Source organism: Erythrobacter sp. (genome assembly GCF_035194505.1).
In the GTDB taxonomy this organism is placed as follows: Bacteria; Pseudomonadota; Alphaproteobacteria; order Sphingomonadales; family Sphingomonadaceae; genus Erythrobacter.
Genome location: NZ_CP136573.1, coordinates 719428 through 736519 on the forward strand (window position 1 = coordinate 719428; position 17092 = coordinate 736519).

General features: G+C 67.8%; 18 protein-coding genes. 4 read left to right on the top strand and 14 right to left on the bottom strand.

The genetic code is table 11. The features are described from left to right. Positions 1-4 precede the first annotated feature (4 nt). The 5 genes from RSE14_RS03590 to RSE14_RS03610 all read right to left on the bottom strand — a co-directional run bounded on the left by RSE14_RS03590 (position 5) and on the right by RSE14_RS03610 (position 5570). Positions 5-505 carry a tetratricopeptide repeat protein gene (locus RSE14_RS03590; protein ID WP_324075873.1) on the bottom strand — a complete coding sequence of 167 codons (501 nt, stop codon included), beginning with the start codon at positions 503-505 and terminating at the stop codon, positions 5-7. 62 nt (positions 506-567) lie between these two features. Next, positions 568-1746 carry an RsmB/NOP family class I SAM-dependent RNA methyltransferase gene (locus RSE14_RS03595; protein WP_324075874.1) on the bottom strand — a complete coding sequence of 393 codons (1179 nt, stop codon included), beginning with the start codon at positions 1744-1746 and terminating at the stop codon, positions 568-570. A gap of 9 nt (positions 1747-1755) precedes the next feature. After that, positions 1756-3210 carry an IMP dehydrogenase gene (gene guaB, locus RSE14_RS03600; RefSeq protein WP_324075875.1) on the bottom strand — a complete coding sequence of 485 codons (1455 nt, stop codon included), beginning with the start codon at positions 3208-3210 and terminating at the stop codon, positions 1756-1758. 87 nt (positions 3211-3297) lie between these two features. Further along, the gene (locus tag RSE14_RS03605; protein WP_324075876.1) at positions 3298-4794 is read right to left on the bottom strand and encodes a M28 family peptidase; all 1497 of its coding nucleotides are present in this window, start codon (positions 4792-4794) and stop codon (positions 3298-3300) included. 23 nt (positions 4795-4817) lie between these two features. Further along, complete coding sequence (locus tag RSE14_RS03610) at positions 4818-5570, bottom strand: 3-hydroxybutyrate dehydrogenase (RefSeq protein ID WP_324075877.1); 753 nt, start codon at positions 5568-5570, stop codon at positions 4818-4820. Positions 5571-5664: 94 nt separating this feature from the next. Here RSE14_RS03610 and RSE14_RS03615 point away from each other — a divergent pair, with 94 nt between their 5' ends. Both RSE14_RS03615 and RSE14_RS03620 read left to right on the top strand, forming a co-directional pair. Further along, complete coding sequence (locus RSE14_RS03615; RefSeq protein WP_324075878.1) at positions 5665-6534, top strand: KPN_02809 family neutral zinc metallopeptidase; 870 nt, start codon at positions 5665-5667, stop codon at positions 6532-6534. Next, positions 6524-7033, top strand: a complete 510-nt coding sequence (locus RSE14_RS03620; protein WP_324075879.1) for a hypothetical protein — start codon at positions 6524-6526, stop codon at positions 7031-7033. The genes RSE14_RS03615 and RSE14_RS03620 overlap by 11 nt, the downstream gene beginning before the upstream one ends. A gap of 13 nt (positions 7034-7046) precedes the next feature. Here the strand turns inward: RSE14_RS03620 and RSE14_RS03625 are convergent, their stop codons facing one another. Further along, a complete protein-coding gene (locus RSE14_RS03625) occupies positions 7047-8786 on the bottom strand; it encodes a M56 family metallopeptidase (protein WP_324075880.1) in 1740 nt (579 codons plus the stop codon). Then, entirely contained in the window at positions 8783-9169 is a 387-nt protein-coding gene (locus RSE14_RS03630) for a BlaI/MecI/CopY family transcriptional regulator (protein ID WP_324075881.1), read from the bottom strand. The genes RSE14_RS03625 and RSE14_RS03630 overlap by 4 nt, the downstream gene beginning before the upstream one ends. 128 nt (positions 9170-9297) lie before the next feature. Here RSE14_RS03630 and RSE14_RS03635 point away from each other — a divergent pair, with 128 nt between their 5' ends. Next, entirely contained in the window at positions 9298-10914 is a 1617-nt protein-coding gene (locus RSE14_RS03635; protein WP_324075882.1) for an esterase-like activity of phytase family protein, read from the top strand. Here RSE14_RS03635 and RSE14_RS03640 read toward each other — a convergent pair. From RSE14_RS03640 to sdhC, 7 genes are all read right to left on the bottom strand, one after another. Continuing rightward, positions 10911-11294: a PaaI family thioesterase gene (locus tag RSE14_RS03640; RefSeq protein ID WP_324075883.1), complete on the bottom strand. Its 384-nt coding sequence runs from the start codon at positions 11292-11294 to the stop codon at positions 10911-10913. The genes RSE14_RS03635 and RSE14_RS03640 overlap by 4 nt on opposite strands. After that, positions 11291-11860, bottom strand: a complete 570-nt coding sequence (locus RSE14_RS03645; RefSeq protein WP_324075884.1) for a TetR/AcrR family transcriptional regulator — start codon at positions 11858-11860, stop codon at positions 11291-11293. The genes RSE14_RS03640 and RSE14_RS03645 overlap by 4 nt, the downstream gene beginning before the upstream one ends. Before the next feature lie 10 nt (positions 11861-11870). Next, entirely contained in the window at positions 11871-12329 is a 459-nt protein-coding gene (locus tag RSE14_RS03650) for a YiiD C-terminal domain-containing protein (protein ID WP_324075885.1), read from the bottom strand. Between the two features lie 131 nt (positions 12330-12460). Then, complete coding sequence (locus RSE14_RS03655; protein ID WP_324075886.1) at positions 12461-13468, bottom strand: C13 family peptidase; 1008 nt, start codon at positions 13466-13468, stop codon at positions 12461-12463. A 139-nt stretch (positions 13469-13607) separates the two neighbouring features. After that, entirely contained in the window at positions 13608-15476 is a 1869-nt protein-coding gene (gene sdhA / locus RSE14_RS03660; protein WP_324075887.1) for a succinate dehydrogenase flavoprotein subunit, read from the bottom strand. Beyond that, a complete protein-coding gene (sdhD, locus tag RSE14_RS03665) occupies positions 15476-15862 on the bottom strand; it encodes a succinate dehydrogenase, hydrophobic membrane anchor protein (protein WP_324075888.1) in 387 nt (128 codons plus the stop codon). The genes sdhA and sdhD overlap by 1 nt, the downstream gene beginning before the upstream one ends. 13 nt (positions 15863-15875) lie before the next feature. Continuing rightward, positions 15876-16256, bottom strand: coding sequence for a succinate dehydrogenase, cytochrome b556 subunit (sdhC, locus tag RSE14_RS03670; protein ID WP_324075889.1), 381 nt, complete (start codon positions 16254-16256; stop codon positions 15876-15878). A 109-nt stretch (positions 16257-16365) separates the two neighbouring features. On the opposite strand from sdhC, the gene RSE14_RS03675 reads away from it, so the two are divergent. Next, on the top strand, positions 16366-17091 hold the full coding sequence (locus tag RSE14_RS03675) for an SDR family NAD(P)-dependent oxidoreductase (protein WP_324075890.1): 726 nt from the start codon (positions 16366-16368) through the stop codon (positions 17089-17091). The last annotated feature ends 1 nt before the right edge of the window (position 17092 follow it).

Consider the following 17092-nt stretch of genomic DNA (forward strand, 5'->3'; position numbering starts at 1 on the left):
ATACTCAGTTGGAGACCGGCGCCGCGCTGCCCTTGCTTTCCGCCGCAAGCCGCGCCGGAACGCCGCGCGCGATGGTGGATTCCAACGCGACCGTCTCGGGGCACGAATCCCCGCACAGCGATTGCAGCTTGGCAAGGTTGCGCTTGGCCTTCTCCAGCGCGCCCTTTTCGACCAGCGCCGCGCCCTCGCCCGAAATCGCGGCGAAGTTGCCCGGATCGCGCTCCAGCGCCTCGCGGTAGTAGCGGATCGCCTTGCCCTGCAGGCCCTGCTGGCGCGCGGCCTCGGCCAGATCGATCAGGATCGGCGTGTGCGCCGGATCGACCGCCAGCGCGGCCTCGAAAGCGTCCACCGCAGCCTGCGCCTCGCCCGCCTTAAGCGATGCCTGTCCCTGCGCGATCAGGCTCGCCGCGCGCGGATCGGGCGTGCGGCCCGTGCCAGCGGTGAGCACGCTCGCCGACATGGCCAAACACAGCGAGAGGGCGGCAGCAGGGGCTGCAAAACGCATCAGAAGCTCCTTCAGTGCTAGAGGCCGGGAACCGGAATTCTGGCTCATAGCATCGGAAACTATCATGGTGAACGCAAGGCCGCGATGAAAAAACCATCCGTCCCGTCGCGGAGCGGTTCAAGCCGCCAGCCCGGCCCGTGGGATGCACCGAGCATCAGGGCGATCGGCTCCACCTGCCAGCCGGGGTGACGGGCGAGGAAGGCGGTGATGCGGTCTGCGCCTTCGGCATCGAGCAGCGAGCAGGTGACGAAGGCGATGGTGCCGCTAGGCCGCACCAGCTGTGCCGCGATATCGAGCACGCGGTCCTGCAAGTGGTTAAGCCGCGCCAGCTCCGCCGGATCGAGTCGCCAGCGCCCTTCCGGGCTGCGCCGCCACGTCCCGCTGCCCGAACAGGGCGCATCGACCAGCACGTGATCGGCCTTCCCCGCGATCGGTGCGAGGGCGGCCATCTCGCGGCCGGGATCAAGCAGGACGATTTCGTCCACCGCAGCCCCGGCGCGTGCGGCGCGGGGCGCGAGATTGCCGAGACGGCGCTTGTCGGTATCGGCGGCGATGATCCGCGCCGCGTTGCCCAGCCTTGCGGCGAGCGCCAGCGTCTTGCCGCCGCCGCCCGCGCACAGATCGACCACGGTGTCGCCTTCGCGAAGCGGCAGGGCCTCGATGATGAGCTGGCTGCCGAGATCCTGCACCTCGACAAGCCCTTCGCCATAGGCCTCCCAGCTTTCGACCGGGGTGCCGGAGGGGTAGCGCAAGGCCTGTGGCGCCGCGAGCGGCTCGCCTGCTTCGGGCAGTTCCAGCGTCGCACGGTCGGCCTTCAGGGCATTGACGCGGATGTCGAGCGGGGCGCGGTCCATCAGCGCGGCAATCGCTCGCCCGTCGAGCCCTGAAGCGCGCAGGGCCGCGGCAAGCCACTTGGGAGCAAGCCCGGTCTTGGCCGCTTCCTCGCCCTCGGCGCGGGGCGCGGGGCCATGGGGCGAACCATCGAACAGCGCGGCAATCGCAGGCTCCTGCGCGACGACCGCCAGCATCGCCGCCCGCCCGCTCGCAGGCACCGGCCCGCACAGGCGCACGGCGCGGTAGACGAGGTCGCGCACCGCGCGCCGATCCTTCGATCCGGCATAGCGGCGAGCGCGGAAATAGTCGGCAATGATCCGGTCCGCCGGCGCGCCCTTGGCGCGTGCAGCCGCAATGATGCTATCGAGCAGCTCGATCGCCGCCTGTATTCTAGCGGCGGGTGTCATTTCGAGGCCTCAGCGTGTGGGATAGTTCGGCGCCTCGCGGGTGATCGCAACGTCGTGGACGTGGCTTTCGGACAGGCCGGCATTGGTGATCCGCACGAATTGCGCGCGTTCCTGAAGATCGGTGATCGTGCGGCTGCCGGTATAGCCCATCGCCGCCTTGATCCCGCCGACCAGCTGGTGGACGACGTCCGCCGCCGGGCCCTTGAACGGCACCTGGCCTTCGATCCCTTCGGGCACGAGCTTCATCGCCGAAACGTCCTGCTGGAAATAGCGGTCAGCCGAGCCGCGCGCCATCGCGCCGACCGAGCCCATGCCGCGATAGGCCTTGTAGGAGCGGCCCTGATAGAGGAACACCTCGCCCGGGCTTTCGGTGGTGCCTGCCAGCATCGAGCCGATCATCACCGAGGATGCGCCTGCCGCGAGCGCCTTGGCCGCGTCACCGCTGGTGCGCAGGCCCCCGTCAGCGATCACCGGCACGCCCGACTTGGCCGCTTCGGCGGCGCTTTCCATGATCGCGGTGAGCTGCGGCACGCCCACGCCTGCGACAACGCGGGTGGTGCAGATCGAGCCCGGCCCGATCCCGACCTTGACCGCATCAGCGCCCGCATCGACCAACGCACGCGTGGCTTCGGCGGTGGCGACATTGCCCGCGATCACCTGCACCGCGTTGGAGAGCTTCTTGGCGCGTTCGACCGCGCGGGCGACTTCGACATTGTGGCCGTGGGCGGTGTCGATCACGATCACGTCGACCTCGGCATCGATCAGCGCCTCGGTGCGGGCAAAGCCGGCCTCGCCCACCGTGGTCGCCGCGGCAACGCGCAAGCGGCCCGCATCATCCTTGGTCGCGTGCGGATAGTTCACCGCCTTTTCGATGTCCTTCACCGTGATGAGGCCGATGCAGCGGAAGGCATCGTCCACCACCAGCAGCTTCTCGATCCGGCGGGCGTGCAGCAGACGGCGCGCCTCTTCCTGCCCGGTGCCGAGCGGGACCGTGGCGAGGTTCTCGGTCGTCATCAGCTCGCGCACCGGCTGGAGCGGATTTTCGGCAAAGCGCACATCGCGGTTGGTGAGAATGCCAACGAGCCGGCCGCCGGCATCCACCACCGGAATGCCGCTGATGCGGTTGGCCTGCATCAGCGCCTGCGCTTCGCCCAGCGTCGCGTCGGGGTGGATGGTGATCGGGTTCACCACCATGCCGCTCTCGTAACGCTTGACCGCGCGCACCGCAGCGCATTGCGCATCGATATCGAGATTGCGGTGGAGCACGCCGATCCCGCCCAGCTGCGCCATGGCGATCGCCATGTCGGCTTCGGTCACGGTATCCATCGCCGAGGACAGCACGGGGATATTGAGCCGGATATCGCGGGTCAGCCGGGTCGAGGTGTCGGCCATGCTCGGCAGCACGCTGCTTTCCGCCGGGCGCAGCAGCACGTCATCGAAGGTCAGACCGAGAGGGATATCCATGGCGCGCCACTTTCTGAAGCTGAGTAGAGGTCTCTCCTCTGGCGGGAGATTCGTGGCGGCCCATGTAACCGCGGTTTTGCAATTGCGCTAGGGCTGCGGACGCGCGGGCGGGGAATAGCGCGCGGGATCGGCCAGACGGCGGATCAATTGCTCGTGGAGCAGCAGATCATCCACCGCGCCGCCCAGTTCGAGCGCAGCGGCCTCGTCCCCTGCGCGGTGATAGCGCGAAGCGGTGAAGGGATCGAGGATCGCGCGGGTGCCATAGGTGCTCGACAGCAGCACTGTGGGCACGCCCTGTTGCAACAAAGCCCAGCCGTCCTGCCGCTGGACAAAGCTGTCCGCCAGCGCCTGATCGCCGATGGTGCGGCCGCTGCGCTCTGCCTCTTCGAGGATCACGGCATCAAGCGGGGTCTGCCCGCGCCCGATGAAGCCGAGCGGGCTGCCCGCGGGCGCCACCGCCATCATGTCGAGATTGAAGGCGGCGACGATGTTTTCGAGCGGCACCGGCGAGGCCTTGGCAAAGGCCCGCGCGCCGAGCAGCCCGACCTCTTCCGCCGTGGTCGCCAGCACATAGATATCGCGCCCCAGCGGCGGACCGGATTTAAGCGTCCGCGCCAGTTCGATCATCATCGCGACGCCGCTGGCATTGTCTGCCGCGCCGTTGCAGATCCGGTCTGCGGCGTCAGGCGGCCCGCATTCGCCAAGGTGGTCCCAGTGCGCGAGCAGCAGCACCGCGCCCGAGCCCGGCACGCTGCCCGGAATCCGGCCGAGCACGTTCTGGCTGGAAAACTCGCGGCGCTCGGATGTGGCCTCGATATTCATCGCGAGGTTGAGTTCGAGCGGGGCGAAATCGGTGTGCTGGGCCTCGGCCTTGAGCCCCTCCCAGCGCTTGGCCCCGATCACGCCTGCCAGAGCGCTGTCGGTGATATAGGCCGAGAGCGTGTCCTGCTCCTCGCTCGCAAGCTGGGTCACCCCCCGCGCCAGGCGCCGCCGCATCCGCGCCAGGGCATCGGCATCGGGAAGCACGGTGACGACCGCCGTGGCGCGCTGGCGGAACAGGGCGTCGCGCCGCGCGCGGTCGCGCCCGGGCTCGGCCAGCATCACCGCCACCGCGCCCGCCAGAGCATCGCCCAGCACCGAACCGTCGCCATAGCCGACAAACACCACCGGCACGCCCGTCCCCGGCCCGCTAGCGGCAATCGCGCGGCGGCGCGGGGTCAACACCAGCGCGTCGGCCTCGGGCACCACCACGCTGCGGCGCCCCTGAACGAGGGTAAGCTGGCTGGTCTGGGGATGGATCTCCACCAGATCGACCGGCATGCGCCAATAGGAGCCGGGATCATTGGTGCCGGTGACCAGCCCGACCTCGCCATAGCGCTTTTCGAGATACTCATACGTCGCCTGCCCGCCGGGCGTGCCCGGCTTGCGCCCGCCCAATGCGTCGCTGGCCAGCACCGCGATATCGGCGCGCAGCCGCGTCTCGATCTCGCCGCGCTGGTTGACCGGCGCGCTTTCGACCCCTGCGGGCATGCAACCCGCCAGCACGAGGCTTGCCAGCAGCGCGGCCAGCAGCCGCAGGCGCATTTGCATTCCGGGCGCGCGGGCGATCATTCGGCGGTCCAGCCTCCGTCGATCGAATGGTTCGCGCCGGTGATATTGCGCGCCGCATCCGAGCACAGGAACACCGCCATGGCGGCGACGTCTTCGGGCAGGACAAAGCTCTTGGTCGGCTGCTTGGCGAGCAGCACATCGTTCATCACCTGCTCGCGGGTCATCCCGCGCGCGGCCATGGTGTCGGGGATCTGGTTCTCCACCAGCGGGGTCCAGACATAGCCGGGCGAGATGCAATTGGCGGTGATCCCGTGGGTCGCCAGTTCCAGCGCGATGGTCTTGGTGAAGCCGGCAAGCCCGTGCTTGGCCGCGACATAGGCGCTCTTGAAGGGCGAGGCGACCAGCGAGTGCGCGCTCGCGGTGTTGATGATCCGCCCCCAGCCCTTGGCCTTCATCCCCGGCACGGCAAGGCGCGTGGTGTGGAACGCCGCCGACAGATTGAGCGCGATAATCGCGTCCCACTTTTCCGGCGGGAAATCCTCGACCGGCGATACGTGCTGCATCCCGGCATTGTTGACGAGGATATCGACGGGGCCAACTTCGGCCATCATCGCGCAGATGGCAGCAGGATCCATCAGGTTCGCGCCGTTGTAGCTCGCACCAAGCTCGTCGCACAGGGCAGCAATCGCGTCCGCATCGCCCAGCCCGTTCAGCACCACCTCAGCCCCCTCGGCCGCCAGCGCGCGGGCAATGGCAAGGCCGATGCCCGAGGTCGAGCCGGTCACCAGAGCGCGCTTTTCCTTGAGCATTGGCGGCAAGTCCTGCACCTTGAGTCTGCTTGGCTTTGCTTTTGCCGCGCGCGAGCGGGCTGTCCAGCGATTTGAACTGCAAGGAGGATGGGGGATGAAGCTCGGGCCTTTCGACAGCGGGGATATCGAGGTCCGCTCCAGCGGCGGCGGCGGGGGTATGGGCGGCGCACGCGGGATCGGCTGCGGGACGATTGTCATCGCGCTGATCGGTGCGCTCGTGTTCGGGCTCGATCCGATGCAGACCATCGGCATGGTGCAAGGCGTGCAGCAACAGACCGCGCCCGCCAGTGCCGACGCATCCGACATGAGCGAGGCCGAGGTCTGCGGCGCCAGCGCCTATGCGCAGGAAGCCTGCGCCGCGCTCGCCAGCCTCAACAAAACCTGGGAGGTCGCCTTTGCGCGCAACAACATCCCCTTCAGCCGCCCGGTGCTCGATCTCTACCGCAATGGCGCGGTGACGACCGAGGGCTGCGGCAGCGCCACCTCGGCAGCCGGACCGTTCTACTGTCCGGCCGACAAGGGCATCTATATCGACACCAGCTTCTATGACGAGTTGGCGCAGATGGCGGGCAATGGCGGAGACTTCGCGCGGCTCTATGTGATCGCGCATGAATATGGCCACCACATCCAGAACATCACGGGCCTGTCATCCGAGGTGCGGCGCGAGCAGCAGCGCAATCCCTCCGCCGCCAATCGGTTGCAGGTGGCGATGGAATTGCAGGCCGATTGCTATGCCGGAATGTGGGCGGGCCAGAACCGCGACAGGGTGGAGCCGGGCGATCTGGAGGAAGGCCTCGCCGCAGCCAGCGCAATCGGCGACGACACGCTCCAGCGCAATGCCGGGCAATCGGTCAATCCCGAAAGCTTCACCCACGGCACCAGCCGCCAGCGCATGGCAGCGCTGAGGCTGGGGCTTGAGGCGAAAGATGATGGAGCCTGCGATGCGTTCTTCAATGCCTCATAGGGCCGCGGCGCTCGCCCTGCTGGCGGCCCTCGCCCTGCCGCTGCCGCTCGCCGCGCAGGTCATGCCCGAGCCCGACGCCACCGAGGTCGCCAAGACCCCGCTGCGCGATTTCAATATCGATGCGCGCGACATTCCCGAAAAGCTCATCGCCCTGCAGACCAACCCCTATGACACCGCCGGGCTTGCCACCTGCAAGGCGATCATCACCGAGATTGCCGAGCTCGACCAGCTGCTCGGCACCGATTACGACATCGCCAGCGAGACCGACGGCAAGCCGGATATCAGCGCCGGACGGATCGGCCAGAAGGTGGTGGGTTCGGTGATCCCTTTCCGCGGGATCCTGCGCGAGGTGACCGGCGCTGCCGGTCACGAACGCAATCTTCGCGCCGCCTATACGGCCGGGATGGTGCGGCGCGGGTTCCTCAAGGGTGTGGGGCTGGGCCGCGGGTGCAAATATCCCGCGCGGCCCAAACCCCAGTCACAGCCCAAGGGCAAATAGCCCCGGATCAGCCTTACTTGTCCTTCCAGCGGGCGATCTGCGCGTCGAGCGTGCGCAGCACTTCCTTGCGGGTGTCCTCGGGAATGTCCTTGTTGCCGGCGATCTCGTCGCGCGCTTCCTGAAGGCCGCTCACGGCCGAACGATAGACGCGGCGTTCGCACACGATCACGCGGGTGGTGCCATCCTTGTCGGTGGTGGTCTCGGTCGGCTCGCTGCCGCCGGGCTTGCAATCGCGCGACATCATGACCCGGGTGCGGGCTTCGGCGCGGGCACGGCCCGCCTCGCCTCGTGCAGCCCGCGCCTCGACCTCGGCCTCGCGGATCATGCGCGGCAGATCGGCGAGTTCGCGGTCGGCCTCGGCAAGGCTCTCGCGCAGTTCGATCATCATGGCATCGTGATCGCCCTTGGCCATGCCTGCACCATCAGGACCGATACGGCGCATGATGATGCGCGGTTCCGCTCCCGCTCCCGGAGCGCCCGGCGCGCCGCGCAGCACCATGCGCACGCGCCGCTCCTTGCCGTCCTCGTCCTTGAACACCTGCTCGATCACGCGGTCATCCTTGCCCTCGGGCAGATCGGGTGCGTCAGGCGCATCGGGCGCGTCGGGATCCATCTTGATGATGACGACCTCCATCGGCGCTTCGGGCGGGGTCGGCGCGTCAGGAGCGGCAGGCGGTGCCGGCGGTGCCGGCGGCGCAGGCGGTTCCGGCACCTCCTGAGCGGCCTCGCTCGCGGCATAGGAAACCGAGGCGGTAAGCGGCAGGGCGAGCACGCCCAGGCCCAGCAGGGCGCGTCCGGCGAGGCGGCGGCGGAAGGACAATTGCGACATCGAAAGGCTCCTCAAACGGTGGATAATGGATTTCTCGCCCAGCACCGGACAGACCATCGGGGCGGTCAGTGCGGCATTGGGGGCAAGGTTGGCGCCCGTGGCATAAGCGGCGATCAGGCGGGCATAGGCAGCGCGCTCTTCGGGGCTGCTCGCGGAGATCACGCGGGCATCGCAGGCCGCTTCCTGATCGCGCCGCAGCGCCAGCCAGCCATAGGCCCCAAGCGGATTGAACCAGTGCAGCGCGAACAGCGGCTGGACCGCGATGTTGATCAGCAGATCACCGCCGCGATGGTGCGCGATTTCGTGCGCCAGCGCGAGGTCACGCGCGCGCCGGTCGGGCAGCGCCATGAAGCCGGGCGGCAGCGCGATCACCGGATCGAGCACGCCGAAAGCAATGGGCGCAGCCGTGCCGGGGGTCTCGACCAGCCGGATCACACCCAGCCGCCCGCGCACCCGGCCAACCTCGCGGGCATCGGCCAGCAGGATATCGCGCAAGGCGAAATAGCTCGCAAAGCGCCGCCACAGGAACACCGCCGCCCCGCCCAGCCACAGCGTCACGGCGATTTCGGCCAGCGGCAGATCGGCAAGGCTTGCGAAAAGATCGAAGCCGGGATCGGCAGGCGCTGCGGCCAGAGCCAGCGGCTCGCTTGCAGCCGCAAACGGAAGGACTTCGGCGGGCGGGATGATCTCGGGCACCGGATCGGACACAGGCAGGGCTTGCGGCTGAGGGATGATGGGCGTCATCCACGCCGGCAGCGTCAGCGGCGGCAGCACCAGCCGGATCAGCGGCAGGGCCCACAGGGCATAGGCGGTCTGCGGCCCCAGCATCTTTGCCACCGGACGGCGCAGCACCAGCACCAGAGCAATCAGCGCGCCGGTCCATGCCAGCGTCCAGACCAGCGCCTCGGGCAGCACCGGGCTCATGGGCGCAGCTCCTTCAGCAGCGCCTCGATTTCGGCGAGATCATCCTCGGTGAGCGCCTCGGTCTCGGCCAGATGGGCCACCAGCGAGGCCGCGCTGCCGCCGAACAGGCGGTCCACCAGCCGGCGCGATTCCCCACCGACATAGGCCTCGCGCGCGATCAGCGGCGTATACAGAAAACGCCGACCATCGGGCGCGGCATCAAGCGCGCCTTTCTGGACCAGCCGGGACAGCAGGGTTTTGACGGTCGCAAGGCTCCATCCGCGCTGCCCGCCAACCGCGTCGCAGACCTCGGTCGCGGTCTGGCGCGGACGCTCCCACAGGACTTCCATCACCGCGTGTTCGGCATCGGTGATGCGTTCGGGGTTCGGATTGTCGAGGCTCATGGCAAGCGGACTCCCGTGAGGATTGATTACACCTGTAGTCAAAGCGACTACATCTGTAAACATTGCCGCCCGATGAACAGACCGCTTGCCCGCTTGCGCCTCGATAAAGCGCCGATATGTTCGGACGGATGGCATCGCGCCCCGCTCTTCCCGCCGCACTCGCCGCCCTGATGCTGGCCGCCCCGCTCGCAGCGCCCCTGTCCGCTCAGGCCCCCGATGCCTTCCTGCCGATGACGACGCCGGTGACGCTGACCGAAGGCGAAAACCAGACCAGGGCGGGCGAGCTTGTGTTTCGCGGCGGGGTCGAGATCGCGCCCGACAAGGCGGATATCGGCGGGGTCTCGGGCCTCACCTGGCACGATGGTGCGCTGTTTGCGGTGACCGATGACGGGCGCTGGATGGAATTCGAGATCAGCGAAGTCGCCGGCCGGCTGGTCGATGTGGCGGGTGTGCGGCTCGGCCCACTGCTGGATGACAAGGGCAAGATGCTGGGCGCCAAACAGCGCGGCGACGCCGAGGCGCTGACACGGCTTGAAAGCGGTGAATGGCTGGTCGCCTTCGAGCAGGAGCACCGTATCTGGCGCTATGCCGATCTCGAAGGTCCGGCCACCGGCAGCGAGACGCGCGCCGCAACCCTCACCGCCGGGGCCGAGGCCAATGGCGGGCTGGAAACCCTCGCGGCTTTTCCCGGCGGGCTGCTGGCCTGCGGCGAGTGGGTCGATGCAGCGCGGCCCAATTGCCTGCGCATCACCGATAGCGGCGCCGCGCCGTTCCACCTCGCCGCGCCCGCCGGCATTGCCGAAGCGGGCGGCGTGCCGACCGATGCCGAATGCGCATCCGACGGCACCTGCTATGTCCTGTTCCGCAGCTACAACCCCTCAGAGGGCAACCGCGCGGGCCTTGTCGCGCTCGCCCCCGATAACACCGCCCAGACGCTCGGCGTGCTGGCCCCGCCCCTGAAGCTCGACAATTTCGAAGGCCTGGCCCTGCGCGAAGAGGGCGCGCGGCGGTTTCTCTACGTCATCTCCGACGACAATTTCCGCAATTGCGAGGTGAAGCCCGGCGCCGGATGCCAGCGCACGCTGCTCTACAAATTCGCGATCGGCGATGACCCCGCGCCTTCAGCTGACGCGCCGGTCGCTGCCGTGCCGCCGCGCCCCGAAACCGGACGTCCGGGCAAGCGCCCCTTCCCGGAGGCCGCGAGCGTCAACGTGGTGCTCACCACCGAGCTGGGCGACATCACCATCGCGCTCGAAACCGAACGCGCGCCGGTGACCGCGAAGAATTTCCTGCGCTATGTCGATGAAAAGCGGTTCGACGGCACCGTGTTCTACCGCGCCATGCGGCTCGACCGCGAGCCTGCGCCCAATGGCCTCTTGCAAGGCGGCACGCGCTGGGAGGCCAAGCGCATCCTGCCCGGCATCCCGCACGAGCCGACCTCGCAGACCGGCCTCACCCACACCCACGGCGCAGTCTCGATGGCGATGGGCGCGCCGGGGACGGCCAATGGCGATTTCTCGATCATGATCGAGGACCAGACCGGCCTCAACGCCGATCCTTCGGCGAGCGATCCGGTGTGGAAGAACGGCTATGCCGTGTTCGGCTATGTCATCGGCGGCATGGACGTGGTGGCCAAGATCCACGCCACGCCCGTCGATCCCGACAAGGGCGAAGGCTGGATGAAGGGCGAAATGCTGGCCAAGCCGGTGACGATCATCACCGTCCGCCGCGCGCCTGCGCCCTAGAGCACCAACTGCGTCTGGATCACCACCGCCACATCCTTGCCCTCGGCCGTGGTGATGGTGGTCTGCCACACCGACATGCGCCGGCCGGTCTTGAGCGGCACCGCCCTGCCCTTGACGAGGCTTCCCGCAGGCGCTGCGCCGAGGAAATTGGTCTTGCTCTCGATGGTGGTGGTGCCTTTGGCGCCCTCGGGCAGGCAGGCGACCGCGCCGACCGCTCCCAGCGCATCGGCAAAGGCCATGATCGCGCCGCCATGCATGATGGCTCCGGCCGTGCACAGATCATCGCGCACGGTGATCTCGCCCTCGACCCCCTCTGGCGAGGCAGCCGTGATGGTCACGCCCATCAACTTCGAAAAAGGCATGGCGTCAGCGGGGTTCATGACGGTGTCTCCTGATTGTTCTCGAGCCCTGCGATTTGCAGGATCTCCTCGGCAAATTCCGTGTCGCTGCGCAGCCGCAGCATCCCGGCGCGGTGCAGGCCGATGCCGCCATGGGCGAGCATCCACACCCGCATCACCTCGCGCCGCCGGGTGTCATCATCCGCCCCCGGGCTCGCCAGCACACCGAGCGCCACCGCAATTACCCGGTCCACCCCAGCCCGCAGCGCAGGATCGGCATTGATCTGGGCGTGGTTGCGCTGGGTCATCACATCATAAAGCCCCGGCTCGGCCAGAGCGAAGCGGACATAGGCGGCCAGAAAGCGGCCCGCATCAGGCGCGGCGGCGAGCAGCGTCGCCAAGCGATCGAACCCGCGCGCCGCCACGGCTGCAAGCAGCGCCTCGCGTGTTTCGAAGTGGTTGTAGAGCGCCCGGTGCGCCACCCCCAGCGTCTCCGCCAGCGCGCGCATCGAGAGCTTTGCGGCCGGATCGGCGGCGATCAGGCGCAGCGCCTCCTCGACCGTCGCGGCGGCGAGATCGCCGTGATGATACGCGCTGCGCTGAACCATAGGCCATCGTCTAGGCGGCCTTGGCGAGCGCGGCAACGTGCCAGTCGACGCGCATCTTCGCGACATCGCGCCCCTCGCCATCGACCATCGCCACGCTCACGGCAAAGCGCACCTTGCCCTGCGCATCGAGCGTGGCGAATAGCGCATCCTTGCTGTCATCGATCCGGGCATGGGCGGTGATCTGGCCGCGCGCTGGCTTGATGTAATCGATCGTCGCGCTGGCGGCGACGGGGCGCAGGCTTGCCAGCCGTTCGAAGAACATCCCCGCCATCGCCGCGCCAGAGGCTGCCTCGGCAAGCGTGAACAGCGCGCCGGCGTGCATCGTGGCGATGTGGTTGCTGGTGGCATGCGATTGGTCGAGCGTGGCGCTGGCGGTGCCCGGCCCGATCTCGTCCAGCACCACGCCGACATGGGCGGCAAAGGGTACGGCGGCGGACAGCTGGGCCTTGATCATGGCGAAAGGATTCACGGGATTCGTCCTTGCTGTGGAAGTATGTATCCACTGGATACATTTCTGCGCGAATGCGTCAAGCGCGTGCAAGGCCCCGCCGCCGACCGGCGGATGATCTGGAGGTGCCGGCTACGGGGCTGCGCGCCGGGTTACTTCTGACCGGTGCGCGCCGCCTGAGTGAACTGCGCTGGATCGAAGGCGGGCCTGCCCACCGGCGCGCTGGCGATCCGCGGCATGCGCGCCTCGATCTGCGGGAGCCACTGGCGCGCACCTGCGCCGATGCTGGTCTGCGGCAAGGAGGCGAGCACCCGCGCCTTGCTCTCCCACTCGGCCACGTCTGTGACCGCCTTGCGCGCCGCATCCTCCAGCCCCACCGGCTGGCGCAGCGCGCGGTTGATCAGCGCGTCGCCGTAGAAGGTCCAGTCATTCTCCGCGACGCAGCCGAAGGAGCTGCGCGTGCTCGCCGCCGCAGTAAGGATCGCAGTGTCGGGGCTGGCGAGGTGCGGCACGAAGACCCCTGAATAGCACGCCGAGATGATCAGCACCCGCCGGCGGATCCCCGCCTCCTCCAGCGCTGCCTTGAGGCGCACCGGCGAGAGGATGCCGTAGCCGCTATCGCCGTAGTGATAGGCCAGCCCGATATCGGCCCCGTGACTGGTGGTGTAGAGCACCAGCACGTCCTCTTTGCCGTCCATCAGGCTGCCCACATGGGCAAGCGCGAGCAGCAGCGCAGTGATCGAGCCCTGCGGTGCATCGTCGCGCGCGCCGTCCGGGCCGGCCAGCACCAGCGTGCGCCCCTCGGCCCCGTAACGCTGCCCCAGCACCTTTGCGGCCTCTCGCGCCTCGCGGGCGAAGACCGGATCGCTATCGAGTGCGATGGAAATCACGAAAGCGTCGGTCGTGCCGGGCGTCTGCGGCTGGAGCGCCCCGAGCGCCGCATCGAGCTTGCGGGCCTGCGCGCGGATCGCGGCGGGCGAGACACCGCGATGCAATTCGGGCGAGAGTTCATAGGATCGCCGACGCTCGGCCTCGGTCGTCCCGCTGGCAAGATCGGGATAGGGCAGCGTGTGCGGAGGCGGCTGGTTTGCAGGCGTGGATTGCGCCGAGGATTGCGATACCGCAGGCACGGCCAGCAATGCCGCCAGAACCCCGCTCATGATCGCGCCCCTGTTCATGCGCCCAGCAAGCTGCCGACCGCTGCGCAGGTCGTCAAGCGTCCTTCTTGCCAAGCCCCCCAAGCAAAAGGCCCGATCCCTCGCGGGGACCGGGCCTTGCTGTTTCACCGATGCGTGCCGATCAGTACACGCGCGCCTTGGGCTCGATATACTTGATGTCGTCGGTCAGCGTGTATTCGTGGACCGGGCGGTAATCGATCCGGCCGTTCGAGCCGCGCCCGCCCCAGCCGTCGAACCAGGCGATGGTGTGCTTCATCCATTCCTTGTCGTTGCGATCGGGGAAGTCCTCGTGGGCGTGGGCGCCGCGGCTTTCCTTGCGGTTGGCCGCCGATGCCATGGTGACATTGGCCTGCGCCATCAGGTTGTCGAGTTCGAGCGTCTCGATCAGGTCCGAGTTCCAGATCAGCGACTTGTCGGTGACGTGGATGTCCTCCATCCGCTTGTTCTGCTCGGCCAGCTTGGCCACGCCCTCGTCCATCAGCTTCTGGTCGCGGAACACGGCGCAGTGCTTCTGCATCGCCTTCTGCATTTCCGCACGGATCTGCGCGGTGGGCGAGCCGCCCTGCGCATAGCGGAAGTGATCCAAGCGGGTCAGCGCGAAGTCGGCGCTGTCGGCCGGCAGTTCGGGCTGCTTGGCATTGGGCACGAGGTTGTCGCGCAGGTGATGGCCGGTTGCGCGGCCGAACACCACGAGGTCGATCAGCGAGTTCGAGCCGAGGCGGTTGGCCCCGTGCACCGACACACACGCCGCTTCGCCCACGGCATAGAGGCCGGGGATGACCGTGTCCGGATTGCCGTCCGGCCCCAAGGTGACGACCTGCCCGTGATAGTTACAAGGCACCCCGCCCATGTTGTAATGCACCGTCGGGGTCACCGGCAGCGGCTGACGGGTGAGATCGACACCGGCAAAGATCTTGCCGCTCTCGGTAATGCCCGGAAGCCGTTCTGCCAGCACCTTGGGATCGATGTGATCGAGGTGCAGGTAGATGTGATCGCCATCCGGCCCGACGCCGCGCCCTTCGCGCATTTCGAGCGCCATCGAACGGCTCACCACGTCACGCGAGGCGAGGTCCTTCGCGGACGGGGCATAGCGCTCCATGAAGCGCTCGCCTTCGGAGTTGGTGAGGTAGCCGCCCTCGCCGCGCGCGCCTTCGGTGATGAGCACGCCGGCACCGTAGATGCCGGTCGGGTGGAACTGGACGAATTCCATGTCCTGCAGCGGCAGGCCGGCGCGCAGCACCATCCCGCCGCCGTCGCCGGTGCAGGTGTGGGCCGAGGTCGCGGTGTAGTAGCAACGGCCATAGCCGCCGGTCGCAAGCACCACCGACTGGGCGCGGAAGCGGTGGATCGTGCCATCATCGAGGCACATCGCCATCACGCCGACGCAGACCTTCTGGCCGTCGCGCTCGGACATGATCAGATCGAGCGCGAAGTACTCGATAAAGAAGTCCGCGTCATACTTCAGGCTCTGCTGGTAGAGCGCGTGGAGCATGGCGTGGCCGGTGCGGTCAGCCGCGGCGCAGGTGCGCTGCACCGGCGGGCCGGCACCCATGTTCTGCATGTGACCACCAAAGGGACGCTGGTAGATCGTGCCATCGGCATTGCGGCTGAAAGGCACGCCCGCGTGCTCCAGCTCGTAGACCGCCGCCGGCGCTTCACGTGCGAGATATTCGATCGCGTCCTGATCGCCCAGCCAGTCAGACCCCTTGACGGTGTCGTACATGTGCCAGGTCCAGTGATCCGGCGAATTGTTGCCCAGCGACGCGGCGATCCCGCCCTGCGCTGCAACCGTGTGCGAGCGCGTCGGGAAGACCTTGGAGATGTTGGCGGTGCGAAGCCCGGCTTCGGCCGCGCCCATCGTCGCGCGCAGGCCCGATCCGCCCGCGCCCACCACAACCACGTCATAGGTGTGATCGATGATCTTGTAAGCGCCCTTCAGATGCGCGCCGCCAACATCGTTGGCGGTGCCGGGTGCTGCTGCGGTAGCCATCAGGCCTGTCCTCCGAATGCGAGCGCGGCCACGCTGAAAATCCCGAAGGCGCCGCCGCCGATAGTTGCAAGATTGAGCGCAGCAAGCGCCCCGAATTTGGCGCCGGCCTCGTGGACATAGTCCTCGATCAGCACCTGAAGGCCGAGCCGCGCGTGCCAGAACAGGCTGAACACCAGCAGGATCATCGCGGTGGCATTGAGCGGGTGGGAGAGCCACTTGGAAACCGTGGCATGGCCATAGTCACCGAGCATCACGAGGCTGACCAGCAGCCAGCTCATCAGCACCACAATGCCGATCGCGGTAAAGCGCTGCACCAGCCAGTGATGCGCGCCGTGATGCGCCGGACCCAGCCCGCGCACGCGTCCGATGGAAGTTCCGTTACCCATGTGCCGTCCCTCCTCAGCGCGTAAAGATCAGGGCCCAGAAGGCCGCGGTGAGAACAATCGCGATCACCGGTGCGGCGATCGACCACATGCGGTTGGTATCGAGCTCGTAGCCCGCGCCGATATCCAGCACGAAGTGGCGAAGCCCGCTCATCATGTGGGTGAAGAAGGCCCAGGAGAGGCCGATCAGCACGATCATGCCGAGCGGCGATCCCATGACCTCCTGGAAGGTGGTGTAGGCTTCCGGCCCGCTTGCGAGCGCGCCCAGCCACCACACCAGCACCCCGAGCCCGACCAGCGCCATCCCGTCGCCCGTGGCGCGGTGAAGGATCGATACGAGCATGTGCGGCCCCCAGCGCCAGATCTGGAGATGGGGAGAAAGCGGTCTTTGGTTCATGATGATCCCGTCGTGTCCCTGTTTGTCGCATCCCACTTAACGCCGCTGGCGATGGAGGCAAGCCGCGACGTTATGGACACAGCATGCAAAAATCTGGATAGGCCATTGCATGGGACACATTCTGGTAACCGGATCGAGCCGCGGGATCGGCAGGGCAGCGCTGGAGGCTCTCGCGGCACGCGGGGCCAAGGTCGTCGGCCATGCCACACGCAAGCCTGCCGAAACGCAAGACAACCTGCCGATCATCGCCGCCGATTTCGGCGATCCCACCGCCGCACAGGCGCTGTGGGAAGAAGCGCTGGATATCGCCGGCGGGGAAATCGACGTGGTGGTCAACAATGCCGGACGCTTCGAGGCGAACCGGCTGGACCGCTCGGACATCGAATGGCTCGATGCCTGGGAGGACACCTTGCGGGTCAACCTCACCAGCGCCGCGCAACTCTCGCGCCTTGCGGTGCTGCACTGGCAGGCACGCGGATTTGCCGGACGCCTGGTCCACGTCGCAAGCCGCGCGGCCTATCGCGGCGATTCCCCGGCGCATTGGCATTATGCCGCCGCCAAGAGCGGGATGGTGGGGATGCACAAGACCATCGCCCGCGCCTATGCCAGGGACGGGATCCTGAGCTTTGCCGTCACCCCGGGCTTTACCGACACCAGCATGGCGGGCGACTACCTCGCCAGCCGCGGCGGCCCCGGATTGCTCGCCGACATTCCGCTCGGCCGCGTGGCAACGCCGGAGGAAATCGCCAGCATCATCGCCTTCTGCGCCCTCGATGCGCCGCCGAGCATGACCGGCGCGGTGATCGACGCCAATGGAGCAAGCTTTGTCCGGTAAG